Origin of the sequence: Oceanobacillus sojae, assembly GCF_900162665.1 — a bacterium.
GTDB lineage: Bacteria > Bacillota > Bacilli > Bacillales > Amphibacillaceae > Oceanobacillus > Oceanobacillus sojae_A.
The window spans coordinates 1,242,986-1,266,729 of sequence record NZ_LT727812.1 but is presented as its reverse complement, the minus strand read 5'-3'; the positions used below and the strand labels follow the sequence as shown (position 1 = coordinate 1,266,729).

At 39.5% G+C, this 23,744-nt stretch carries 25 protein-coding genes; 17 read left to right on the top strand and 8 right to left on the bottom strand.

Annotation, left to right across the window (positions count from 1 at the left end; translation table 11 throughout):
- Positions 1-159: 159 nt before the first annotated feature.
- A complete protein-coding gene (locus BN1068_RS17070; protein ID WP_077604013.1) occupies positions 160-447 on the bottom strand; it encodes a hypothetical protein in 288 nt (95 codons plus the stop codon).
- 106 nt (positions 448-553) lie between these two features.
- Positions 554-1,168: a TetR/AcrR family transcriptional regulator gene (locus BN1068_RS17065; RefSeq protein ID WP_077604012.1), complete on the bottom strand. Its 615-nt coding sequence runs from the start codon at positions 1,166-1,168 to the stop codon at positions 554-556.
- A 179-nt stretch (positions 1,169-1,347) separates the two neighbouring features.
- Here BN1068_RS17065 and BN1068_RS17060 point away from each other — a divergent pair, with 179 nt between their 5' ends.
- From BN1068_RS17060 to BN1068_RS17040, 5 genes are all read left to right on the top strand, one after another.
- A complete protein-coding gene (locus BN1068_RS17060) occupies positions 1,348-1,629 on the top strand; it encodes a hypothetical protein (RefSeq protein WP_077604011.1) in 282 nt (93 codons plus the stop codon).
- Positions 1,630-2,037: 408 nt separating this feature from the next.
- Positions 2,038-2,736 carry a universal stress protein gene (locus tag BN1068_RS17055; RefSeq protein ID WP_175637183.1) on the top strand — a complete coding sequence of 233 codons (699 nt, stop codon included), beginning with the start codon at positions 2,038-2,040 and terminating at the stop codon, positions 2,734-2,736.
- 18 nt (positions 2,737-2,754) lie between these two features.
- Positions 2,755-3,879 (top strand): RNA polymerase sigma factor RpoD, encoded by a 1,125-nt coding sequence (rpoD, locus tag BN1068_RS17050; RefSeq protein ID WP_439822982.1) that lies wholly within the window; start codon positions 2,755-2,757, stop codon positions 3,877-3,879.
- Positions 3,880-4,098: 219 nt separating this feature from the next.
- A complete protein-coding gene (locus tag BN1068_RS17045; protein ID WP_077604008.1) occupies positions 4,099-4,650 on the top strand; it encodes a TetR/AcrR family transcriptional regulator in 552 nt (183 codons plus the stop codon).
- Between the two features lie 112 nt (positions 4,651-4,762).
- Positions 4,763-5,887 carry an MFS transporter gene (locus tag BN1068_RS17040; RefSeq protein WP_139344859.1) on the top strand — a complete coding sequence of 375 codons (1,125 nt, stop codon included), beginning with the start codon at positions 4,763-4,765 and terminating at the stop codon, positions 5,885-5,887.
- A 134-nt stretch (positions 5,888-6,021) separates the two neighbouring features.
- On the opposite strand, the gene BN1068_RS17035 is transcribed toward BN1068_RS17040, so the two are convergent.
- The gene (locus BN1068_RS17035) at positions 6,022-6,324 is read right to left on the bottom strand and encodes a thioredoxin family protein (protein WP_077604007.1); all 303 of its coding nucleotides are present in this window, start codon (positions 6,322-6,324) and stop codon (positions 6,022-6,024) included.
- A 303-nt stretch (positions 6,325-6,627) separates the two neighbouring features.
- On the opposite strand from BN1068_RS17035, the gene BN1068_RS17030 reads away from it, so the two are divergent.
- Positions 6,628-7,374: an SDR family NAD(P)-dependent oxidoreductase gene (locus tag BN1068_RS17030; protein ID WP_254846798.1), complete on the top strand. Its 747-nt coding sequence runs from the start codon at positions 6,628-6,630 to the stop codon at positions 7,372-7,374.
- A gap of 121 nt (positions 7,375-7,495) precedes the next feature.
- Here BN1068_RS17030 and BN1068_RS17025 read toward each other — a convergent pair whose 3' ends face one another.
- The 4 genes from BN1068_RS17025 to BN1068_RS17010 form a co-directional block, all read right to left on the bottom strand.
- Positions 7,496-8,482 carry a polyprenyl synthetase family protein gene (locus tag BN1068_RS17025; RefSeq protein WP_077604114.1) on the bottom strand — a complete coding sequence of 329 codons (987 nt, stop codon included), beginning with the start codon at positions 8,480-8,482 and terminating at the stop codon, positions 7,496-7,498.
- Between the two features lie 49 nt (positions 8,483-8,531).
- Entirely contained in the window at positions 8,532-9,086 is a 555-nt protein-coding gene (locus BN1068_RS17020) for a Gx transporter family protein (RefSeq protein ID WP_077604006.1), read from the bottom strand.
- A gap of 53 nt (positions 9,087-9,139) precedes the next feature.
- On the bottom strand, positions 9,140-9,556 hold the full coding sequence (locus tag BN1068_RS17015; protein ID WP_077604005.1) for a NusG domain II-containing protein: 417 nt from the start codon (positions 9,554-9,556) through the stop codon (positions 9,140-9,142).
- A 158-nt stretch (positions 9,557-9,714) separates the two neighbouring features.
- Positions 9,715-11,589 carry an FAD-dependent oxidoreductase gene (locus BN1068_RS17010; RefSeq protein ID WP_077604004.1) on the bottom strand — a complete coding sequence of 625 codons (1,875 nt, stop codon included), beginning with the start codon at positions 11,587-11,589 and terminating at the stop codon, positions 9,715-9,717.
- A 341-nt stretch (positions 11,590-11,930) separates the two neighbouring features.
- Here BN1068_RS17010 and BN1068_RS17005 point away from each other — a divergent pair, with 341 nt between their 5' ends.
- Genes BN1068_RS17005 through BN1068_RS16985 form a run of 5 tightly spaced genes read left to right on the top strand, consistent with a single transcriptional unit; the run spans position 11,931 to position 16,434 of the window.
- The gene (locus BN1068_RS17005; RefSeq protein ID WP_077604003.1) at positions 11,931-12,983 is read left to right on the top strand and encodes an FAD:protein FMN transferase; all 1,053 of its coding nucleotides are present in this window, start codon (positions 11,931-11,933) and stop codon (positions 12,981-12,983) included.
- Positions 12,984-13,003: 20 nt separating this feature from the next.
- A complete protein-coding gene (gene menA / locus BN1068_RS17000) occupies positions 13,004-13,942 on the top strand; it encodes a 1,4-dihydroxy-2-naphthoate polyprenyltransferase (RefSeq protein WP_077604002.1) in 939 nt (312 codons plus the stop codon).
- A 22-nt stretch (positions 13,943-13,964) separates the two neighbouring features.
- Positions 13,965-14,777: an energy-coupling factor transporter ATPase gene (locus BN1068_RS16995; RefSeq protein ID WP_077604001.1), complete on the top strand. Its 813-nt coding sequence runs from the start codon at positions 13,965-13,967 to the stop codon at positions 14,775-14,777.
- A complete protein-coding gene (locus BN1068_RS16990; protein WP_077604000.1) occupies positions 14,768-15,625 on the top strand; it encodes an energy-coupling factor transporter ATPase in 858 nt (285 codons plus the stop codon). The genes BN1068_RS16995 and BN1068_RS16990 overlap by 10 nt, the downstream gene beginning before the upstream one ends.
- On the top strand, positions 15,622-16,434 hold the full coding sequence (locus tag BN1068_RS16985; RefSeq protein ID WP_077603999.1) for an energy-coupling factor transporter transmembrane component T family protein: 813 nt from the start codon (positions 15,622-15,624) through the stop codon (positions 16,432-16,434). Before BN1068_RS16990 ends, BN1068_RS16985 begins: the two co-directional genes overlap by 4 nt.
- 231 nt (positions 16,435-16,665) lie before the next feature.
- Here BN1068_RS16985 and BN1068_RS16980 read toward each other — a convergent pair whose 3' ends face one another.
- On the bottom strand, positions 16,666-17,235 hold the full coding sequence (locus BN1068_RS16980) for a hypothetical protein (RefSeq protein ID WP_077603998.1): 570 nt from the start codon (positions 17,233-17,235) through the stop codon (positions 16,666-16,668).
- Positions 17,236-17,775: 540 nt separating this feature from the next.
- Here BN1068_RS16980 and BN1068_RS16970 point away from each other — a divergent pair.
- The 6 genes from BN1068_RS16970 (at position 17,776) to ppc (ending at position 23,720) form a co-directional block, all read left to right on the top strand.
- Positions 17,776-18,969: an oxalate decarboxylase family bicupin gene (locus BN1068_RS16970; protein WP_077603996.1), complete on the top strand. Its 1,194-nt coding sequence runs from the start codon at positions 17,776-17,778 to the stop codon at positions 18,967-18,969.
- Positions 18,970-19,044: 75 nt separating this feature from the next.
- Entirely contained in the window at positions 19,045-19,254 is a 210-nt protein-coding gene (locus BN1068_RS16965; protein ID WP_077603995.1) for a gamma-type small acid-soluble spore protein, read from the top strand.
- 191 nt (positions 19,255-19,445) lie between these two features.
- Entirely contained in the window at positions 19,446-19,646 is a 201-nt protein-coding gene (locus BN1068_RS16960; RefSeq protein WP_439822984.1) for a helix-turn-helix transcriptional regulator, read from the top strand.
- A gap of 6 nt (positions 19,647-19,652) precedes the next feature.
- Entirely contained in the window at positions 19,653-20,072 is a 420-nt protein-coding gene (locus BN1068_RS16955; RefSeq protein ID WP_077603993.1) for a hypothetical protein, read from the top strand.
- A gap of 193 nt (positions 20,073-20,265) precedes the next feature.
- A complete protein-coding gene (locus BN1068_RS16950; protein ID WP_175637182.1) occupies positions 20,266-20,667 on the top strand; it encodes a WYL domain-containing protein in 402 nt (133 codons plus the stop codon).
- Between the two features lie 302 nt (positions 20,668-20,969).
- Positions 20,970-23,720, top strand: a complete 2,751-nt coding sequence (gene ppc, locus BN1068_RS16945) for a phosphoenolpyruvate carboxylase (RefSeq protein ID WP_077603991.1) — start codon at positions 20,970-20,972, stop codon at positions 23,718-23,720.
- Positions 23,721-23,744: the final 24 nt, after the last annotated feature.

The window sequence follows — 23,744 nt, the reverse complement described above, 5'->3', positions numbered from 1 at the left end:
TAGAGGTCTGGTTCCAGGCCCATGTCGCTATCCATGAAGCGATAACACCTAAGACAATAATCCCGATTACATACTGGGTCAGATTTTCTTTAGCCAGAAGGTTAGTTAAGACTTGCTGGTTTGTCAGGCTGCTTATCAGTAAAACAAATATAACCAGTGTTAATGTTTGGATACCAACCAGTGTAGAAAAAAGAAGTACCCGACATTTCCGGTAAAAGCATAAAGCAGTGCTCTTGACCAGATTCTTAACGGGATATGCCCGGTATGTTTTCTAAATACTATAAATAGAAGAAGAGAGTACAAACCATACATCAAATAACGCCCTAATGTAATTTCCAATGATGAAAAAGCAGAAAGCATATTCGGAATCAGAAAAGCCAATCCCCAAGCTGCTCCTGCAACCATACCAAATATAACTCCCAGAAAGGATGAATGATTACGATTCAAGACTATCTTCCTTCCTAAAATAAATCCGCACCAGCAGATTATTTTAAAACCCTATAGTAATAAAATCTCTCCGAACTTATCTATCATAAACTGATTAGTTTCGCCGTTAATCATGGGAATGAGCTGAGTCGTCAGAAGCAATTCCATAGAGGAAGGTATCGATCGCTTTTGCATAAAGGTCAAGTGTTTCTTTCATGTTTAAGTCCCTGCAAATATTGTTTAGTCCGTATAGTAAGGTATCAAAAATCTTTGCTAATAATAGAGAATCATCTGATTTAAACTCGCCGGAGGCTATTCCTTCTGACAGGAGTTTTTGACTGTAGGATATTCTGGTATTAATCGTTTTATAGAGCTGGTTTTGTATTAAAGTATTGGAATTTTCATGACTGAAAAATTCATCTGCAACATTTGTCAGAGGGTGATTGTAATCGTTGATAACAAAATGCTTTGCAATGCCATGCAGCTGTTCCGTTGTAGAGGTATATTGTTTTCTCTGTTCTTCCCATTGCTCCATCCATTCCTTTTCCCATTCGTCTAAAACGTAAATAAAAAGACCTTCTTTACTTTCAAAATGATAATAAATATTTCCTTTGCTTACCCCGGTAGCATCCGATATATTTTCAATGGACGTTGCTGTATAGCCTTTTTGAATGAAGAGGTGCTTTGCGGCATCAGCAATCTTCTTTTTGGTTAACATACTTTTCGTCTGCTTTTTATTCAAAAAGCTCACTCCCTATATATTTCTAACCTTTGATTTTTGAGTTATTTTAGCTTTTGTTAAGGATAATTGTCCACAGATTTAATACTCCAACTTACTTTTAATGGTTACTGACCAATTGTTCTAAATTTATCATAATTAAGATATGGAGACAAGTAGTATTTAACTGGAGGATTTATCCATTGACTGCTCGAAAACTGTATGATATCATTTTAGAACGAACGTTCAGTTATGTGATTGGGGAGGGGATTATGTATATTATTTATAAAAAAGAACTAAAAGGATTAGGCTTTGAATATGCGTTAAATACGACTTTTGGTGATTCTTTTCAGGTGACTCAGCATTTAGATGGAATGTACGAAATCTTTTTTCAGAACGGGCAGGAAAAGACTGGATCGGCCTTATTGGACTCAAACGAAGCTAAAATTTTATCCCGGCTTTTGGATCCGGAACAGGAAACCTAATATCGTTTTAGTGACGGATAAGAAATTAAAGACAGCTTTTTCTGATTTTTATGCGTGAAAGAACCTCATATAGAGCAGAACCAAGAAATCACAGCAAAGTTTTACAGCAGTTGATTCCTATGATTTATCAGATTTGATAAAATAGGGTCTATTTTTTTAGATTATTTTAGAACGATCATTCAGTTTTATTCAGAAATATAATAGAAATTAAAGTGAAAGGGAGGTGAAGAGTGTGACTGATTCAGATTCTGACCCCAATTTTAATAAAATTCCGGGTTAAGGATATACGTGTTTATCTTTGGAGCAAGGGCAAAGACGTATATCCTTAACCCTTCGAAAAATGCAGCTCTGTTTTCGAATATCTTCCTGATGGATAAAGTGTGTAAACAGAGTGCGCAAGGAGGAAAAATGACACTAAAAATAAGACATCATGTATTGGTTTGTTTAGAAGAAAAGAATTATAGCCGCAGAGTTCTCTTAAGAGGGGCTTCATTGGCGAGGAAATATGGTTATACCTTTGAAGTTTTATTTTTCTGTTCTATGGAAAGCGAATATACAATGTTTCACTTATTAAATTTAGCAGAGAGCAAAAAATTAAGTGAAGAATTAGGAGCTGTCAGATTTATTGTTAAGCGGGTAAAAGATGAACGAGATACTGCAAGAGAATTAGTAGAAACTGCAAAGAATAATAATGCGAAAGAAATTATTATGTCAGGAGTACAGCCAAAAAGTAACTTGAAAGCATCGCTGTGGAGAAGAATATTTTTCTGTGATAAATACAACTATATTTTGAACCATCTACCAGATATCATTCTTGTTTTGATTAATCACCTTGAATATAATCCTTTTGAAAAAGGAGAGTACAGAAATGGAAAACAAGCATTCCTGGTAAAGAAAAGCAATCATCCAATTGCTTATTTTCTTCGGGATAGACCTTTTAGAGCGACAGATACTTCCGGACTCTTTTTTCAGAAAAAGGATACGGATGAACGTACCGGCATTTTTGTTTTTATCCGCAGAGGAAGGGTGAGATATGTTTATATATACCATGGAAAAATTGGTGATAGCACAGAGGGCGCGTTGCAGCTAAAACATGCTTTGCAATAGTAAGTAGACTTTTAATAGATGAATTTGGAAGGAGCGGTAACCATGATTGTACAAAAATCTTCCCATACAATAGAATCAGCAGAGAGCTTAGAGAAAGCTAAAGATAAATTAATGGAAATAAGTAAGAAACAAGATGTGCTTACGCATGAAAAAGTGGCTGTTATTTTATCTGAATTCGATATAAAATCTGAAAAAATAGATGAGGTTTACGAATACCTGGAAAAGCAGACGGTTCATGTAGTTGATGGTCCGGACGATACGCATGAAATAGAGGAAATGAATTTCACTGAAACTAATGTTCCAATAGGAAACAAGCAAGGTGATTCTGTCCGGATGTATTTAAGAGAAATCGGCAACGTGGATTTACTGTCTAAGGAAGAGGAAATTGAACTTGCTTTTCGTATTGAAGAGGGGGATATGGAGGCAAAAAGAAGATTAATAGAAGCGAATCTCCGTCTCGTAGTTAGTATAGCCAAACGCTATGTTGGAAGGGGGATGCTTTTCTTAGATTTAATTCAAGAAGGGAATATGGGATTATTCAAAGCTGCTGAAAAGTACGATTACCGAAAAGGTTTTAAATTCAGCACCTACGCAACCTGGTGGATTAGACAGTCAATTACCCGTTCAATAGCAGATCAGGCGCGTACCATCCGAATTCCGGTACACATGGTTGAAACCGTTAATAAATTAATCCGTATTCAACGTTCTTTACTCCAAGATTTAGGCCGTGAACCAGCCCCGGAGGAAATAGGAGAAGAAATGGGGCTAAAACCGGATAAAGTGAGATATATTCTAAAAATTGCTCAAGACACCATATCTCTGGAAACGCCTATAGGTGATGAAGAAAGTTCATATTTGGGTGATTTTATTGAGGATGAGGAAGCAGAATCTCCTTACAACTATGCTGCAAACCAGTTACTAAAAGAACAATTGGAGGATGTGATGAGTACGCTCCCTGTCCGGGAAGAAAGCATTCTCCGTCTCCGGTTTGGCCTAGATGACGGCAAAACAAGAACATTGGAAGAACTGGGGAAAGTATTCGGTGTAACCAGAGAGCGTGTCCGTCAAATTGAAGCGAAAGCATTGCGTAAATTAAGGCATCCGAGACGCAGCAAAAAATTGCAGGATTTTTTGGAAAGGTGATTAATAATCAGGTTACCTGAATAGAATGCTATATTATCGCTCCGTCATTTTTTACAGGTGGAGCGATAATATATTAATAAAACATAATAGGTTTATTGCTTGTGAAAATCCTTTTGGAACAGTCATCTTTATTTAGATTCCTCTATACAAGCTTGTTGTTATCTAATAGCTGATATGTTAAATTTATAATGACCGTTCTATATAAAAAGGAGTTATGATATGAGGAAATCTCAGAAAAAAGCAGCCATTATGCAGACAGCTGAAGAATTATTTTATGAACATGGGTTTCATGCAGTCGGTGTGAAAAGTATATTGGAGCAAGCCGGTGTAGCACCGATGACAATGTATTATCATTTTCAATCCAAAGAAGAAATGATCAAAGAAATATTAATGCAGAGAGAAGAGCGGTATTTTCAATTGCTGGAAGATAAATTGAATAAGGAAAACGGTGCTAATGCATATATCCGGTCATTAATTCATGCACACATTGATTGGTTGAGTGCTGCTGGTTTTAATGGATGTTTATTTCTAAGAGCAAAACAGGAGTACGAAGGTGTAAATGACGAAATTGCTTTGCTGAGCAGAGACCATAAAAAGAAACTATTAAATAAAATTGACAATGATATGAAACATCTTCAGGCTGCCCCATCCCTTAGTATACAAATCTCTATTATATTAGAGGGATTAACATCAATGGACCAAATACTCGGTCTGGATAAATTAAAAGATATTGCAATGGATTTGGCAAGAAGTCTCGAAGCTACTGAATGATATATTTGATAAATATAGGGGAAAGAATAGGGATTTTAAAATCTCATATTATACCCTATATATTTTTTGATTTTATTATAATGAACGTTATATATAAAAGGGTGGGAGTTATGTGAATGGAAAGAAGTTAATAGCAGTGGGATTGCCGATGATAGCCGTTACTTATGGGCTGTCCCGGTTCAGTTATGGTTTAATGCTTCCATATATTAATGAAACACTTAACATGGAGCCATCTGTCAGCGGCTTTATTTCATCTTTATCCTATATCGCTTATTGTCTCGCCATTATATTCGCAATGGTATGTTCAAATAAGATTTCCCCAAAATCTATTCTTATCATAGCGGGGTTATCATCTATTATCGGTTTGAGTATCATCGCTGTCTCGCCTAATGTTGCGGTACTCGGTTTAGGAATATTTCTGGCAGGGTTAAGTACAGGATTTTCTTCGCCGCCATATGCTGATATTGTCAGCAGGAAAGTAGAGATGAAATTACAGAATCAGACCAATTCATGGATTAATTCTGGTACAAGTATTGGCACAGCTTTTACTGGAGCTGTTGCTCTTGGTATGGCTGACAGCTGGAGGAAAACGTATTTAATCTTTGCGCTTATTGCCCTTTTAGTGCTTTTTGTCAATTATAGAGCACTGCCCAAAAACAATATTACAGAAAAGAAAGTGGCGGCTAATTTCTCTGGAAAAGAGTGGATACGTTCTGTCCAGCTAATTTTTGCTTCGTTACTTATTGGTATATCCTGCTCTGCCTATTGGACATTTTCCAGAGATTTTATGATAAATTTAGAAAATGTTCCGCCATACTTGAAAGAGTGGTTTTGGGTAATTATAGGAGCAGCAGGTTTATTAGGCGGAACAGCCGGTGTATATATAAATCGTTTTGGCTTAGTGAATGCGTATAGAATTTCTGTGCTGGTTCTTTCGACTTCATCCTTGTTTTTGGGAATCTCTCCAGGAAATAATATCTTGGGATTTCTTTCACCAGTACTTTTTGGGAGTTCTTATATTTTTATGACAGGAGTTTTAATCGTATGGGGAATTTCTGTATTTAGGATTACGCCAGCATTCGGGCTGGGAGTGCCGTTCTTATTACTGGCATTCGGGCAGGCGGCAGGAGCAATTATTTCCGGTCAGATAGCTGGTGTATCAGGATACTATACTCTTTTTGTCAGTGCTTCTATCGTTGGTTATCTAACCTTGGTATTTAAACCAAAAATAAATTAGATGCTTTGCTGTTCAATCTTTTAATATAAAAGGTCATTCAAATCCAGCAGCAATGACGGGATTGTGGGAAAACCACGGAAACAACTGCCATTACCGTATTACTGTGGTTTTCCTGTCCAGCTTGGAAGTATAGTTTACTCCGTATACATTCCATATATCTGATCCAGCTTCTCTTCTAATTGATCAAAACGGACGAAGCGGTCCTCACGGATATATTCCTTGCCCTCTATCATCAAAAGCATGATGGGAACAGTGAAAATCAGGAACTTTTCTGCTACTTCTTCTACCTTGGAAGCATCAATATGTCCAAGATGGATCTGAGGATAGTTATCCAGCAGCTCTCTTAACTTTGGTAATACTGCATGACATACACTGCAATCCGGTCTGGATACGAAAAGGAAGCTTAACGCATGATTTTGCAAAAATTCTTCAGTCATTTTTATGGTGGTCAGTTCATGTACTTTTTCATAGTGGTCCTCCTCGTATAAATAAACATCAATTCATTTATTTTCTCTATATTATATGACAGAAATATTTTTTTCAAAAATGATACGTGTTTCTTACACGGGAACAATACGTAAATCAAAAGAGAAAATTAATTATCCAAAAAAGAAATAATCTGAAACAGTCTAAAAGAACATGTTACACTAAAATAAATCCATATATAATAACTTTGCCTTTGAAGCAGTATTAGATGTAGGGATCAGCAACTATATACCGTAATAAGGAGGAATAGGATAATGACAAAACAAATGAAGCGTTTTGAAAACAAAGTTGCACTGGTGACAGGAGGGCGCTCAGGGATTGGTCATGCCATCGCCCACAGGCTGCATGATGAAGGAGCGACTGTGATCACTGCACAACGCAGGAAGGACGAAGAATTTGACTGGATAGAGGCGGATTTTTCTGATTCACAAACACCGAATCGTGTTATTGAAGAGGTTATTACCCGTGCTGGAAGGCTGGATGTGCTGGTTAATAATGCAGGTATGATGCAAGAGGCTGGAGTTGAAGAAACGAGCCTAGAGGATTGGGAACGTAACCTTAATGTGAACCTGACTACACCCTTTCTCCTGATCAAGGCAGCGCTTCCCTACCTGCGTAAAACACAGGGCAGTATCGTAAATACTGGTTCAGTGGAGGGCTTGGCCGCTAATCCTGGACATGCGGCATATAGTGCTTCAAAAGCGGGATTGCATGGGCTGACGCGTGCGGTAGCTGTAGATCATGGCCATGAAGGAATCCGCTGTAATGCAGTGGCTCCTGGCTGGATTGATACGGAGCTAAACCTTAACTTTATTGAAAACACATCTGATGCAGAGGCATTCCGAAACGACATCGCACGTATTCACCCTGTTGCCCGTACAGGTTCTCCGGAAGAAGTAGCAGCACTTGTTGCCTTTCTTGCCGCCGATGAGGCAGCATTTATCACTGGGCAGGTCTATACAGTGGACGGAGGCAGAATGGCCAAGCTTAGTTTGCCTTGAATAAAAGGGGATATCGCAGGTAAGATACGAGTTTAGAATGATAAAAGGCAGCAATTAGTATTAAAAAAAAGAATCCATTTGATATACTGATGATTTCAAATGGATTCTTCAGATGACATAGTTACATTTTTCGATCCAGCAGCATGGTAGTCAATTCATACAAAGTCTCCTTATAGTCCCCGTCCGGCAGTTTGCTAAGGGATTTTAATGCTTTGTCTATATACTTTCGGGCAAGCCGTTTTGATTTCTCTATCCCTTTCGTCTGTTCAACAATAGCAAGTACCTCCATTAACTCATCATCAGTCAAATCCGCTTTTTTATTTAGATAAGGAGACAATTTCTCCGGCTGTTCACGTAAGGCATAAATCAGCGGAAGCGTGTAGATGCCCTGACGAATATCTGCCAGGGTTGGTTTTCTCACAGTGTTAAAATCCCCTTTAAAATCTAACACATCATCTATAATCTGGAAGGCCATGCCGATATAGTGTCCCATACTCCAGGCAAGCATCGTCTGTCTTCGTGTTGCCTGGCTGGTAATGGCACCTGAATAGCAGCTGACGGCAAACAGCTGTGCGGTTTTACCAGAAATACGGGCTAAATAGTCTTTGATACTGGTACCTATTTGATAACGTGCATGGAGCTGATCCAGTTCACCTGTTAAAATTTTTTCCATACTGCGTGCATTAAATTCAAGATGTGCTAATGTACGGGCATACTTGGACAAAATGGTAAAGCAGACACAAAATAAATAATCACCGGAATAGATGGCAAATTGGTTACCCTGCTGTGTATGAATAGTGGGGGCTCCATGACGGAAGTCTGCTTCATCAATGACATCATCATGAATCAGCGTTGCCATATGCAATGTTTCCAGTGCTGCAGCAACGGCTATGGACCTTTCTTTATCATGGTTTGATGCATCGCCAATCTGAGCACATAAAAGCGTATAGGCCGGACGCAGTAATTTCCCGCCGGAATAGACTAATTCTTTAATCGTGGCTTCAATACGCTTATCATGGATTTGCAGGTGAGATTCAATCACCTGCAAGACAGATTGTAAATCAGATTGTAAGCGGGGGTAAGGCCCCCACATCGGGTGAACTGGGATAGCCATGGCTATAACCTCCATTTAACGAACATAGGGATTTTGTTTTACACTAAGACACTTGATTGAGCGGTGTATATTTCATTTCCTGCAGACTTCGATAATAGTGAAGCTGTTCCACGTGATTTAATAAATAATTAGCAACCATTCCCATAGCAATACCGGATAGAATACCGAAAAAAGATAGAACGGGAAGATAGAGCAGAACGGTCCATGTTTGGGCAACCCAGCTGGCGATTGTTAACTGTCCGATATTATGCAGGATGGCTCCGGCGACACTGACGCCAATTAAGCTGATGCGGGATGGACCGAGCTTTTTTACGCTGCACATCCCAATAAAACTTAAAGCAGCTCCGGAGGCACTATACATGAATGATGAAATTGTACCGCCCAAGAGTGTAGCAAGGATAATCCGTATCATGACAACCTTGGATGCGTCTTTTACAGGCAGTGTATATAATGCCATACATGTAATAATATTTGCTAAACCAAGCTTTGCGCCTGGAGCGATGGCGAAGGGAGAGGGAATAGCTCTTTCTATTAAACTGATAATGACCGCCTGAGCAGCTAACAATGCGATATATACTAGACGCTGATTATTTGTCATTGCAGACCCTTCCTATCTGTTTATGGGACGTTAATAAATTTTCATAAGCAGGATTACGAGCTGATAATGATATCATCTGCCTCCCCGCTGTCAGATTGAATCTCTACCACGAGCTTATGCGGCAAACAGACAATTGTCTGACCAGGTCTTGAGATATATCCTGTACGGACACATATCTGGTCAGGACAGGTAGCACTTTTTATATGAATACGGTCATTGTCTACCTCGATGATATTATTGTCATGATCGGATATCGCAATCTCTATTTCTCTGGTTTCCATATTATCAGTCAGTTGGATTTCTTCTACAACTTCATTATCTACTGTAATCACTGCAATATTTACTGAATCCTCTCCGGCATACTGAGACTGCTGAGAAACAAAGATGGCGATAGGAAGAAAAGATAGAAGCACTAGCAGGACAGTTAAGATAACATCCCATGGTTTCATCATATGAAAGATATCCTTCATTCCCACTCACCCCCTGACAGCTTAACTTGTAAGCCTTCATAGTAATCTATAAAATATATATTCTGGATTTCGTCTCATGAAAGAAATGGTTCAAGGAAACCAGCCAAAGTTTGCGGACAGTTTCCTTGTTTGTTTTCTAAGGCAAGCATGACTGGAGTTTATTCCCGGTCTTTATAAATAGCACGTTCTTTTCCGTACCAAATCAGACCTGATTTTCTTTGCAGCCATGGCACGACCCAGTAATCTAAACCAATGGAACGTCCGGAACCATTCATTAAGGCGATGGAAGCAGGAAGAGCCCAGATTTGATCCCAGCCCAGCATCGCGGATAAAGTAAACATCACCAGGAATCCGGCACTTGCAGCACTGGCAAGCCAGGTGAATAAGCCAAATACAATAGCGAGCCCGATAAATAATTCAATAAAGGTCATAACCTTCTGCATAAAGATAGCTACTTCCGGTGTCGGTAGCATAATTTGCATAAACCACTCAAAAATACCTGGCATTTTACTTAAAAGTGGTGTAGCCCACTCAGCACCGCCATCAACCGCTTCACTGGCACCACTGGTCGTTGTTTGCAGCCATTCAAACGGCATGTTTACCGTATTTCCAGTCAGCCAGGAGTCTTCTCCGATTCCTTGAAATAACCGTGAGATTCCCGCAGAGCCAGAGGTGACTTCACTCCAGACAGATTCACCCCAAATTTTAGAAGCTGCTTCCTCAAGCCAAAAACCGCCGACAAACAGCCGTAAAGGTAAGCTCCATAAAACATTGCCATATCTGGTAAGCGTATCTCTGAAAATATTGCGCTTATCTTTTGTCTGGAAAAATTCATGCATAATATAATGAAACATATAATAGCCGCTTCTTATTCCGAAAAAATAATACAGATTAACCAGATGCTTCATCAGATTAGCCAGCCAGCCGCTTAAGCGGAGCCCCATTAAATTCGCAACACCATATCTGGCGCCGATAGAAACCATGGTGCCGTGGTATTTCCCTTCAAAAGCTTCTTTTTGACCGTTATCTATTTCTGCAATAATGGATTTTGCTGCTGTTACACCTGTTTGTTCAGCAGCTTCTACAATTTGCGGAGCCGGTTTTCCTTCCTCTTCTTCAAAATAAGCCAGATCGCCAATAACATAGACATTCTCTAAATTTTCTGCTTCCATAAATTCATTTACTTTCAGACGTCCTGCTCTTGCAGCTGGAACACCATAATCCTTCGTATCAGAATTTGCCTTCACTCCGGCAGTCCAAATCAGCGTGTGGGTAGGAAGTGTTTCACCGGATTTTAATACTACGCCATCTTCCTTTACCTCGACAATCGGCGAATTCTTAAGCAATTTAACGCCTTTTTTATTTAAATATTTCTCTGCTTTATCCGCACTTTTCCGGTCCAGCATATTTAAAATAGATGCTGCTGCTTCCACAACATACAGCCCGATTTCTTCTTCATCCAGTTTGTTTTCCTTTGCTAAACGATACTTCCATTCGATGAGTTCCCCAATCATTTCAATACCGGTAAAGCCGGAACCACAAACTGTAAAGGTAAGCATTGCTCGGCGTTTTTCAGGATCACGTTCTAAGGAAGCGCGTTTGACAACATCTTCTAAATGGTGCCGGATTCGAACAGCGTCCTCCCAGGACCAGAGGGTAAAACCATGCTCCTTTACTCCTGGTGTGCCGAAGTCGTTTGCTTCACCGCCCATCCCCAGAATCAGGTAGTCGTAAGCAAACTCACCATGCTCTGTTGTAACAGTCTGCGCCGCATGATCGACATTAGTGACATTGTCTGTGATAAGCTTCACTTTCGTACGATTGAATAATTTCCGTAAATCAAATTGAATAGCAGAAGGCTCTACACGGTGTGCAGCAACTTCGTGTAATTCTGTCATCATTGTATGATAGGAATGCCGATCTATAAGAGTAATGGAAACAGAATCGTCACGTTTGTATTTTTTTGCAAGCTTTTTAGCTGCATGCACACCGGCGTAGCCAGCACCAATAATAACAATATTCTTCTCCGCCATTGTATTCACTCCTTTGTAATCTATAATGTTAACTTTGTGAACAACTGAACAATTTTATTCTAACATATAAAGAAATAATGTCCATACATTTGATAAATAGTTCACAAATTAAAAATATATTTTTAATTATTAAGCTGTGTCATTTTAATGACAAAGTCAATGGTATTAAGAGATTTATTTGTGTTTTTTATAGACATGATACGATATAAATTATACAATTGACATGTAATATTGTGAAATGATTCACATTTAAAATGAGTTGAATTAATGTGATTTATTTCACAAATATAATGATGTTTATCATGTTAATGGCAACTTATAAGAATCAGGGAGGCATGACAATGAAGAAACAAATTTGTACTATGATGATGCTGATTATACTGGTCACCGCAGGCTGTTCTACAAGTGCTGATTCAGCAGATGATGAATCACCATTAAGCAATAATCCATATAGCGAAACAGAATTCTTATTAGGAACGGTTGTAACGATCAAAATCTATGATGAGGGGAAGGAACCGGTATTAGATAAGGTCTTTGATCGAATTGAAGAGCTGGAACAGCAAATGACTGCGAATGAAAGTGGTTCAGAGGTTGCTGAAATTAATGAACAGGCAGGGATAGCACCTGTTCATGTGTCGGAGGATGTGTGGCAGGTTATTAATCAAGGCAAGGATTACAGTGGAATGGCTGAGGGTTCATTTGATATTGCTGTCGGACCGTTAACCAGTCTTTGGAATATCGGCATGGAGGATGCCCGGAAACCGTCCCAGGATGAAATCGATGATATACTGCCGCTGATTGATTATGAAAGAATTGAGCTGGATGAAGCGGAGCAAGCGGTTATGCTGAAGGATTCAGGAATGCGGTTAGATATGGGAGCGATTGCCAAAGGCTATATTGCTGATGAAATAGTGGAGCTGTTAGAGAAGGAAGGCGTCACAACAGCTGTGATTGATTTAGGAGGGAATATTTATGTGATGGGCAATCAAACATCCGGTGATCCATGGGTAGTTGGAGTCCAAAATCCGTTCTCGGGAAAAGGGGAGACTGTCGGCAGATTAACTGCAGCAGATCAGTCTATCGTTACTTCAGGCATTTATGAGCGTTATTTAGAAGTGGATGGTGAAATATACCATCACTTATTGAATCCAAAGACGGGATATCCATTTGAAGGTGAACTTGCCAGTGTTTCTGTTGTCAGTGAACGTTCGGTTGATGGAGATGGACTTTCTACACTGTTGTTTTCAAAGGGACTGCAGGAAGGTATTGAATTTATGCAGGACTTCGACGGTGCAGAAGCTATCTTCGTGATGGAGGATAAAAGCGTATATATCACGGATGGATTAGTTGATAATTTCGAACTGACAGATGAGGATTTTAGATTAATAGAATAAATGAGAGGGAGCTGGCTGTGATGACACTGCCTACGTTTTTGAAGCTGGTAGAAATCCGTACTAAACTAGCAAGTTTGTTTCCATTTCTAATTGGACTATTATTTGTAATTTATCGTTATGATGTATTTGAACCGCTGAATACGGTTATCTTCTTTAGTGCCATGCTGCTGTTTGATTTAACAACAACAGCAATTAATAATTACATGGATTATAAGAAGGCGCTGAGTGATGACTATCGCAGACAGTCCAATATTATCGGACAAAAGAATATCCCTGAAAAGAGAGTTGTGACAACGATTATTACTATGTTGGCGATAGCTTCTATGTTAGGAATCTGGCTCGTATTTCGTACGGATTTATTTGTACTGATTATCGGTATGCTTTGCTTTGCAGTCGGTATTTTTTATACATTCGGACCTATTCCGCTGTCCCGCATGCCTCTTGGAGAAGTATTTTCTGGTGTAACAATGGGGTTAGGAATTACCTTCCTGGCTATCTATGTAAACGCCGCTGATCAAGGAATTGCGCATTTAGGCTTTAGCGGATACATGATTACTTTTGAAATGAATGTCCTTTTGCTGCTGGAGATTTTTCTTGTTTCCCTTCCGTGTATGATGACCATTGCTAATATTATGTTGGCAAATAATATCTGTGACCTGGAAGAGGATATTGCCAATCAACGCTTTACTCTTCCTTACTATATTGGCAAAAAAAATGCACTAATGCTATTTCAGCTGCTTTACCTGCTTTCGTTTGCAGCGATTGTAAGTGCTGTGCTGCTTCAGGTGCTTCCTGTTTATGTCTTACTTGTCTGTCTGGTTCTGATTCCGATTATAAAAAGCATCAGACAATTCCAGCAAAAACAAAGTAAACTGGAAACTTTTCCATTATCTTTGAAAAATATGATGCTTGTAAATGGAACGATGGCTATTACTTTGCTTATATCCGTCATTCTGTAATATTGGAGAGAGGGGTGGGGAAATGTCAATACCTTGTATCAAAGCAGAAAATGTAACCTTTCATTATAATCTGAAAAAACGGGAGCATACCATTACAGATTTTTCCTTTACAGCCCAGCGTGGAGAATGGCTGGCTGTTGTGGGACATAACGGTTCCGGAAAGTCGACATTAGCCAGTTTACTAGTTGGTCTGCGTATGCCATCCACTGGAAGAATCTATATTAATGGTATGGAGCTGAAGGAGGAAACGAAATGGAAGCTGCGAAGTCAGATAGGACTGGTATTTCAAAATCCGGAAAATCAATTTATTGGAACGACTGTAAAAGATGATGTGGCATTTGCTTTAGAAAATCAGAACATGCCCTATGATGAAATGAAGCAGCGGGTTGATAGAGCGTTAGCAATGGTTGGTATGACCGGCTATGCGGATTATGATCCGTCCCGATTATCAGGAGGACAGAAGCAGCGCGTGGCAATCGCCGGGCTCTTAGCGTTACATCCTGCCATTATCGTACTAGACGAGGCGATGGTTATGCTTGATCCCAAAAGCAGACAGGATTTCATGACCCTCTTAGATGAATTGCGGAAACAGCATCAGCTGACCATTATTTCGATTACACATGATATGAATGAGGCGGCGGCAGCTGATAGAATATTAGTTTTAAAAAAAGGAAAAGTGATAGAAACGGGCAAGCCGGCCCAGATTTTTCAAAGGGAAGAGCGTGAAGATGTTCCATTCATCGAAGCGTTGAGAAGAAAATTAAAAGAACAGGGAAGTACCATACCTGATAAGTATATGACAGAAGATGAAATGGTGTGGTGGCTATGCAGATAAATCTTCAGCAAGTAACGGCAGATTACCAGGCGGGACCGATTAGAAGTCCAGAGATATTAAAATCAATCAGTACAACAGTAAAGTCAGGATCTTTTACGGCGGTAGTGGGAAAGACAGGTTCCGGGAAATCAAGTTTGCTGAAGCTGATGAATGGATTGCTTATTCCGGTAAAAGGAAGCGTGTCAGTTGGAGATATAACGATTACATCAGAAAACGCAAAGCAGTCAGTAAAGGAAGTGCGTCAAAAAGTGGGAATGGTATTTCAATTCCCGGAGTCGCAATTATTTGCTGAAACAGTTGAAAAAGATATTATGTTCGGCCCGATGAATTTTGGTGTACCGGAAGCAGAAGCAAAAGAGATTGCTCTGGAAGTGATTGAGCGTGTCGGTTTAGAGGCTTCTCTATTATCCAAGTCGCCATTTTCTCTATCTGGCGGTCAAAAAAGATATGTGGCAATGGCAGGAATATTGGCGATGCGTCCAGATATTCTTGTTTTGGATGAACCTGGTGCCGGGCTTGACCCAAAAGGGAAAAAAGAAGTGATGGATCTTCTTCATGCCTGGCATAAAGAACGCGGGTTAACTATCTTACTGGTTACTCATGATATGGATGATGTGGCCTTATACGCTGATGAAGTCATCGTAATGGACAGCGGCAGAATTGTTTTTCAGGATGAACCGGAGAGATTATTTGCTGATGTAGAAGCGATTCATCAATGGGGTCTGGATTTGCCGCAGGCCAGAAAACTGCAAATAAGGATAGAGCAGGAAGCGAATGTAACCTTATCACAAATCTGTCTGACACGGGATCAGCTGGCAGCTGCTTTAATAGAGGCGGGATTGGCATGAACAAATTAATCTTAGGACGTTATTTTCCGGGGGATTCGCTTCTTCATCGTATTGATCCGAGAGCTAAATTACTGGCAGGGATTTCATTTATTTTTATCTTATTTATCGCCAATAATTGGATAACATATCTGGTGCTTTGGCTTTTTACCTTTACGATGATGAAGCTATCCGGTGTATCCATCCGTATATATCTCCGGGGTGTCAGGCCATTAATATGGTTGATCTTGTTTACAGTATCACTGCAGGTGCTGTTTACTGCGGGCGGCAAAATTTATATTGATTGGGGACCGATTACAATTTCATCATTTGGATTAATCAATGGGATGTATATCTTCAGCCGCTTTACCATGATTATTTTTGTCTCAACCGTAGTAACCTTAACAACAAAACCGATTGATTTAACGGATGCAATTAATTATCTGCTTCAGCCATTAAAACGGCTGAAGCTGCCAGTTGATGAAATATCGCTCATGCTGTCCATAGCGCTGCGTTTTATTCCGATTATACTGGATGAAACACAGAAGGTAATGGACGCACAACGTGCAAGAGGCACTGTGTTTGGAGAAGGATCACTGCCTCAGCAGATAAAGAAAATTGTTCCTATCTTTGTTCCTTTATTCGTCAGTTCCCTGATAAGAGCAGAAGATATGGCTAATGCAATGGAGGTAAGAGGTTACCAGTCCAACAATCCAAGGTCGTCCTTTCGCCGCTTGCATTGGCAGAAAACAGATATAGCCGCTCTTATTGCTATGGTGCTGCTGGCAGTTACCTTATTTATACTGCGGACAGAGGGTCATCACTTTCATTGATTGCAGGAGAAGGGACTAAAGGGAAAATAAGATTACATGGCGGGGTCTCATCTCTGGTTGTGGAATGGAGATGGGACCCCGTCATGTAATAGGAGAGTATTTGATGAGAGCGGATTGTACATAAATGAAGCGGACAAGCTTTGGCCTGCCCGCTTTAATAGCGTGGTATAAATAAATTCGATTTGAAGCGGGGATGGAGCCAAGGCTCAATTAATAATAAACTTTCTGTTATTATTCGATTTCGCCTGTAACTTCGCCATCAATAGTAGCTGAGCTTTCTGCTTCTTTATTAGCAAATTTTAAATTTCCGTCAATGGTAGCTGTTTCATCAAGCATAAAACCATTTGCTTCGACAATCACATCACCCTGTAATGTACCACCTTGGAAATTCAAGTTTTCACTCTGTACAGTTAGGCTTGGAACAGTAATGGTAAATGAATCTGTAATATTATGATCTTCGTCTTGTGTATATGGTGCAATTTTACGATAAATATCACCAGATTCGTCATCCTTATCGTAGAACTGACCGGCGACCACTACATCCTCATCTATTGTGATATCATCAAGTGCAGCAATAATCCATGTTCCATCTTCGCTGACAGCATTGACAAAGGCGTCTGGCTCATTAACCAATGAGGCTGTTGTTACCACATCTTCTTCTGTTTCATCTGTACCTTCTGTCTCTTCCGTATCGTTTGCTGCATTTTCATCGGCCTGATCCTCTTCATTCGAGCCGCATGCAGCCAAAAAACCTACCAGTAACAGGGATAAAAAAGACATTAATATCAGCTTAAATCTCATTATAAAACCTCCTAATATATTCTTGTGATCTATTTCACAATAATTATATCATGGAATGTGATGTAACTTCGTGAAGTATTTGTGAAATAATGAGCAATATATGTAGGAAGTGTGACGAATTTAAATCAATTGTAAGTCTATTGGGTAAAGTTGCAGCGTATTTTCCAGAGCAGCGAGGAAAATGATACCTGCGGAAAGAGGAAAGAAATTATACTCTCAGCTGGCTCAGCATTGGAGTCCTACCATGAAATAATTCTTTCAAAGCTTCAGATGCGGAACATGTTCACAGTTTCTTATTTTGGAACTGCCGGGAAGTTCATTACAGTTCAAAACCCGCAGTCTACAGTAAGTGTTTCTCAGGAAGTTATAAAAAAATAGAAGGGGGATTGTTATTTCTTTAAAAATCACATTGTAGTTTAAAGCGTTATTAAAATTAGCCAGCTTCCATTGCTTTATCCATAGGCACATACAGGAAAGGTTAGACATAAGTCTATGTTAGAAGGGTTTTTCCTGTACAAACCAATAAAAGAGGTGCTTTTGATGGAAAATCGAAATGTTAATCAATGGAATGGAAATGTGCCCCAGCCTATTCGGAGTGACGGAGCCGGGGCAATTGACGCGGGACCGCGTAATATTATACGGGATATACAAAATCCGGATATGCTTGTTCCGCCATCTACGGATACAGGCCTGCTTCCTAACTTAAAATTCTCGTTCTCTGATACCTCCATGAAATTAAAAAAAGGGGGCTGGTCCCGGGAGGTTACTGCGAGAGAGCTTCCGGTTGCGACTACACTTGCCGGGGTGAATATGAGTTTAACTGCCGGCGGTGTACGCGAGCTTCACTGGCATCAAGAAGCTGAATGGTCTTATATGCTATTAGGGAGTGCACGCATAACGGCTGTTGACCAGAATGGAAAGAATTTCATTGCAGATGTTGGTCCTGGAGATCTTTGGTACTTTCCTCCGGGGGTTCCGCATTCCATTCAAGGCTTGGAGCATTGTGAATTTCTGCTTGTTTTTGATGATGGCAATTTTTCTGATCAAAATACCTTATCTCTTTCTAATTGGTTTGCGCATACCCCAAAAGATGTTTTATCGGCTAATTTTGGTGTGCCAGAGAGTGCTTTTCAAGATATTCCTTCTGATGAGCTTTATATCTATCAAGGAAAAGTACCCGGTTCAGTGGAAAGTCAGGAAGTCCAGTCCCCTTATGGAGAAGTCCCTCTAACCTTTAAGCACGAGCTTTTGAAGCAAACGCCAATTAAAACGCCCGGTGGAAGTGTACGTATTGTGGATAGTTCTAATTTCCCTGTTTCCAAAACAATCGCAGCGGCACTCGTGGAGGTAGAACCGGGAGGAATGAGAGAGCTTCATTGGCATCCTAATCAGGATGAATGGCAATATTACCTTGCCGGACAAGGGCGAATGACAGTATTTAACGGAGAGGGAGCTGCGCGTACATTTGATTATCGTGCCGGTGATGTCGGATATGTTCCCTTTGCAAATGGGCATTATATTCAAAATACAGGTAATGAAACATTATGGTTTTTAGAAATGTTCAAAAGCAGTCGTTTTGCTGATGTGTCGTTGAACCAATGGCTGGCATTAACGCCAGAAGAACTGGTCCAAAGTAATTTAAACGTGGGTTCCGAATTCATGGAGTCACTGCGCAAGAAAAAATCACCTGTTGTGAAATATCCAGGATTTTCTTATTATCCTAAGAAGCAATAAGTATTAAATGAATTCATTTTGGCTAAAATCCTCCCTAATGGATAACATAAAAGAAACAAAGCAGGAGGGGTGTAAATGCAGGAAAATAAGGATAATAATTTTACAGCTGCAGGGACAGATATAGAGGCTGTGAAAAAGGCAAATAAAAACTCGGGAATGTCTTATAATGAGGCCAAGGAATTCATAGCTAAAACAACAGGAGGACATGGTACGGAAATATACAGTGATACCGACTTTGAAGATGTAAGTGCGCAGAATCAGCAATCTCAGAAAAACAGCAAATAATAATAGTACAGCAAAAACCAAAAAAATAACATGATAATTCTGCTAATGAATTATCATGTTATTTTTTTATGGTGATATATACTTTGTAGTCAGTAAAAGCTGGAAATGTAATATATAAATTGCATAATGTAATGTATATATGGTATTATGTAATATATAAATTGAATGGCGAATAAAAAGGAGTGATAGGAATTGTGAAAAACAATCTCAAAGTAGCCCGCATCCAAGTAGATCTGACACAGCAGCAGCTGGCTGAAAAAACAGGGGTCACCCGGCAAACAATCAGCTTAATTGAAAAGGGAAATTACAATCCAACCTTAAACCTCTGTCTTGAGATTTGTTATGCAGTGAATAAAACCTTAGACGAAGTCTTTTGGAGGGGAAAGGAGTGATATCAAATGAAAATAATTAAAGATGAACGGTTAAAATTAAAAAATTTAAAGGATATTAGAGTGCTGTTTCTGATTCAAACCATTGGTATTGTGGGGATATTAGGGTATGATTTTGTCACAAAAGGAATAAACGGAATGACAGATAATCCACTGTGGTTTGTTTTTATGGTTACCGCTATTGTTTCTGCATATTTATCTATGGGTATTAGCGTAGATCATGAATCCAGTGATAAATCTCCTAAAAAAGGATTAGCTGTCTCTCTAGCTGTAACAGTGTTTATAGCTGTTGTTATTGGAATCCTGACATCATTAAGTGAAGGAATTCCAGCAATAAATGGTGTGTTAGTAGGTGCAATTATTTTTGTATGTGGATTCGTCCCGTGTATTTATGTCTATCGTTTGCGAAAAAAGACAAATGAAAGCTGAGAAGGATAAGAAAATAGATGTTGTATGATAATTCCCCAAAAGGAAATATGATTTCTTTTTGGGGAATTATCCAGTTTAATATTTTACATCAGTCACCTTTTTATCTATTTGTCACAGGAACCCATAATTCCACTTTTGTATTCGATGAGTCTCCATTAAAATAGATAGACATATGGGGATCGTCTCCTATTTAATGGAGGTGGTTGAAAGGAATAAGCCGCCTTTATCAAAAACAGAATTAATGTCTATCGAAACCAGCTTAAAAAGCAGGATGCAGGTGCTTCATGACAATGCGGCTTTTAACGCTATCTTAAAATTAAATAAAACAACAGAGCCGTATCGCGTTGTTTTTAAGGACAGAAGCTGGTATATGGATGCTTATTGCTATTTGAAAGAAAGCTTCAATGTCTACAAGCTTGCAAGAATATCCAACCTAAATATAGGAGAGCCTTTTTCTAGAAGAGATTACCATCCAATTTCTTATAATGGCGGGGACTGGATGGAAAAGGATAAAGTTCCAGTTACGTTACCTGTCAATAAGGTAATTATTGATCAATTTCTGGAGCTGTTAGGAAGAGAAAATGTGAAAAAATAGATGATACGTGGTATTCTGTTATTTACCCGTTAAAGGATAACACATATGGATACAGTAAGCTGCTTTAAATATTTAAGATTCAGAGTGAACATGTTTTAATTTTCCTATAAGAGGGAAAAGAATGATTAACCAAAATTCAAAGTATCCGCATCAACAATGATATAAAGGGAAACCTGGAGCAGCTTCTTAAACAGATAATGTTTTGGAATGGTAAATAACCCCTTGAGTGCCGGGAATTTATCTTTTTTTTTCGAAAAATGTTATGATATTTTTACGCTAATTGAACAATAGGAGGGAACAACATGGCAGAAACAATCGATAAAAATGCCTCATTGCGGAATGATGTCAATATGCTTGGCAATATTTTAGGGGAAGTATTGAAGTTGCATGGAGGTACAGAGTTATTTGATAAGGTTGAGTCGATTCGGGAAATGACGAAAAGTATCCGAAGTGAGTTTGATAAAGATACATATCATACCTTAAAAACGGAAATAAGCAATTTAAAGCCGCCTTTACGTCAGCAAGTGATCCGTGCTTTTTCTATCTATTTTCATTTAATTAATATTGCAGAGCAAAATCACCGGATCAGGCGCCAACGCCAGTATCTGATGGACGAAGAAGCCAGTCAGCCTTTTTCTATTGAAAAAGCAGTCTCGAAAGTGAAAGAAAGCAGTCTTACAAATGACGGGATTCAAGAGGTGCTGAATGATTTGTCCATTGAACTGATAATGACAGCGCACCCGACAGAGGCAACAAAAAGGACTGTGCTGGAAATACAGAAGCGTATCTCAGCACATCTGCGGACACTCGATAATCCACAGACCTCACAAAGAGAGAAGACAGATGTGGAAGAAAGTCTGTTTAATGAAATCACTGCTTTATGGCATACCAATGAACTGCGGCAAAAGAAGCCGGGAGTATTGGACGAAGTGAAAAATGGACTTTATTATTTTGATCAGACATTATTTGAAACATTACCCGATGTCTTTCAAGAAATGGAACTACAGCTGCAGAAGCAAATTCCAGAAGGAAACTGGGAAGTACCAAATTTCATCCATTTTGGTTCCTGGATTGGAGGAGACCGGGACGGAAACCCAAATGTCACTCCAGAGATTACTTGGGAAACATTGGAAATGCAGCGGAAATTAATATTGAAGAAATATGAAGCCTCCATCGTTGAGCTGATGAGACGGTTCAGTCAATCCAGTGAACGTATATCTATTAATCAGCAGTTTATTGACAGAATGGAAAAAGAAGAGAACAGCTATTTAACGGAGAACGATAGATGGCCAATTAAATCGGAAGTATATCGCCGTAAATTTGCCATTATTCTAACCCGGTTGCGTGAAACAGGGAAGACGTCACAAGGTTACCGCTATCCAGAAGAGCTGGTTCGTGACCTCAAAGAAATTAAGGAAAGTGCCGAAGCACACTTACCGAAAACGAAAAAACTGAAAGCAATTCGAAAGGTTATCCGGCAAGCAGAGCTGTTTGGCTTTCACTTAGCGACATTGGATGTACGAAACCATAGCGGAGAACATGAAACAGCTGTACATGAGATTCTAACAGCCGTTCATGTTACAGATGATTATGCTTCGCTTACGGAAGAAGATAAACAAAAAGTATTATGTGAGGTTTTGAATGATCCGAGACCATTGCTGCTTTTTGATGGCGGTTATTCTAAAGAGACGCAGAATATTTTGAAAGTCTTCAGAACAATTAAAAAAGCGCACGAGGAATTTGGAAAACGGGCTATCGAAGTCTATTTAATCAGTATGTCAGAATCACCGAGCGATCTTTTGGAAGTATTATTACTTGCCAAAGAAACCGGAATTTATCGTTTATACCCAGATGGAACAGTGGAAAGCGATCTTGATGTTGCACCATTACTGGAAACAATTGATGACTTGATTGCAGGTCCGGATATTATGAAGACGTTATTTGAAACAGATGTTTATCGTAAACAATTAAAAGCACGCGGGGAACACCAGGAAATTATGCTGGGTTATTCGGACGGAAGTAAAGATGGCGGTACATTAAGTGCAAACTGGAATCTGTTTAAAGCCCAGGAGGAAATCCATAATATAGCAAGACAATACCATATCCGGTTGAAATTTTTCCATGGCCGCGGCGGTTCACTTGGGCGTGGAGGCGGTTCGTTGAGTACCAGTATTCTTTCTCAGCCGGCAGAGACTCTGGAGGACGGTGTGAAAATTACAGAGCAGGGAGAAGTGCTATCTTCCAGATATCTGCTCGAAGATATTGCGTACCGAAATTTGGAGCAGGCAGCCTCTGCTTTATTTACAAGATCTGCCAGAGTATCAAATACCCCCGCTCAAGAAGAATTGCGCCAAAAAGAATGGGAAGCCATCATGGAATCCATTTCAAAAAAATCATTGAAAAAATATCAATCACTGGTATTTGGCGATCCGGATTTCCTGACGTTTTTTAATCAGGCGACTCCTTTGACAGAATTAGGTGCTTTAAATATTGGTTCGAGACCGATGAGCAGAAAGAACAGTCAGCGTTTTGAAGACTTAAGAGCTATCCCATGGGTATTTGCGTGGACGCAATCTAGATATATGCTGCCTGCCTGGTATGCTGCAGGTACAGGTCTGCAATCTTTCATTGAAAAAGATACGGGTAATTTGGAAACTTTACAAAAGATGTATAAAGAATGGCCTTTCTTCAAAGTGACCATTAATAATTTACAAATGGCATTGATGAAAGCAGATATGAAAACTGCTAAAGAGTATCTGGAATTAGTCGAGGACGCTGATGTAGCGAAACGGATATATAAAGATATCGCCGATGAATACGAGCGGACCAAAAAGGCGCTTCTTCAAATCTCGGGTAATGAAGAACTGCTCAGTCATACGCCGAATATAAAAGGATCTGTTCATCTTCGCAACCCGTATGTTGATCCGCTTAATTTCCTGCAGGTGGATTTAATTCAAAAGTTAAGAGAAGCAGAAAATCCGCCTGAAGATTTGGTGACCGAGGTGTTACTGACGATTAATGGTGTAGCGGCAGGATTAGTGAATACAGGCTGATTACAAGATAGATAATACAATAGA

Excerpts from the sequence above, each read along its gene's own strand:
- BN1068_RS16995 (WP_077604001.1), top strand. The coding sequence starts at position 13,965 with ATGTCAATACCTTGTATCAAAGCAGAAAATGTAACCTTTCATTATAAT.
- BN1068_RS17005 (WP_077604003.1), top strand. The coding sequence starts at position 11,931 with ATGAAGAAACAAATTTGTACTATGATGATGCTGATTATACTGGTCACC.
- BN1068_RS16955 (WP_077603993.1), top strand. The coding sequence starts at position 19,653 with ATGAAAATAATTAAAGATGAACGGTTAAAATTAAAAAATTTAAAGGAT.
- BN1068_RS16950 (WP_175637182.1), top strand. The coding sequence starts at position 20,266 with ATGGAGGTGGTTGAAAGGAATAAGCCGCCTTTATCAAAAACAGAATTA.
- BN1068_RS17030 (WP_254846798.1), top strand. The coding sequence starts at position 6,628 with ATGACAAAACAAATGAAGCGTTTTGAAAACAAAGTTGCACTGGTGACA.
- BN1068_RS16985 (WP_077603999.1), top strand. The coding sequence starts at position 15,622 with ATGAACAAATTAATCTTAGGACGTTATTTTCCGGGGGATTCGCTTCTT.
- ppc (WP_077603991.1), top strand. The coding sequence starts at position 20,970 with ATGGCAGAAACAATCGATAAAAATGCCTCATTGCGGAATGATGTCAAT.
- BN1068_RS17020 (WP_077604006.1), bottom strand. The coding sequence starts at position 9,086 with ATGACAAATAATCAGCGTCTAGTATATATCGCATTGTTAGCTGCTCAG.
- BN1068_RS16990 (WP_077604000.1), top strand. The coding sequence starts at position 14,768 with ATGCAGATAAATCTTCAGCAAGTAACGGCAGATTACCAGGCGGGACCG.
- BN1068_RS17045 (WP_077604008.1), top strand. The coding sequence starts at position 4,099 with ATGAGGAAATCTCAGAAAAAAGCAGCCATTATGCAGACAGCTGAAGAA.
- BN1068_RS17010 (WP_077604004.1), bottom strand. The coding sequence starts at position 11,589 with ATGGCGGAGAAGAATATTGTTATTATTGGTGCTGGCTACGCCGGTGTG.
- BN1068_RS17015 (WP_077604005.1), bottom strand. The coding sequence starts at position 9,556 with ATGAAGGATATCTTTCATATGATGAAACCATGGGATGTTATCTTAACT.
- menA (WP_077604002.1), top strand. The coding sequence starts at position 13,004 with ATGACACTGCCTACGTTTTTGAAGCTGGTAGAAATCCGTACTAAACTA.
- BN1068_RS16980 (WP_077603998.1), bottom strand. The coding sequence starts at position 17,235 with ATGAGATTTAAGCTGATATTAATGTCTTTTTTATCCCTGTTACTGGTA.
- BN1068_RS16970 (WP_077603996.1), top strand. The coding sequence starts at position 17,776 with ATGGAAAATCGAAATGTTAATCAATGGAATGGAAATGTGCCCCAGCCT.
- BN1068_RS17055 (WP_175637183.1), top strand. The coding sequence starts at position 2,038 with ATGACACTAAAAATAAGACATCATGTATTGGTTTGTTTAGAAGAAAAG.
- rpoD (WP_439822982.1), top strand. The coding sequence starts at position 2,755 with ATGAATTTGGAAGGAGCGGTAACCATGATTGTACAAAAATCTTCCCAT.
- BN1068_RS17035 (WP_077604007.1), bottom strand. The coding sequence starts at position 6,324 with ATGACTGAAGAATTTTTGCAAAATCATGCGTTAAGCTTCCTTTTCGTA.
- BN1068_RS16965 (WP_077603995.1), top strand. The coding sequence starts at position 19,045 with ATGCAGGAAAATAAGGATAATAATTTTACAGCTGCAGGGACAGATATA.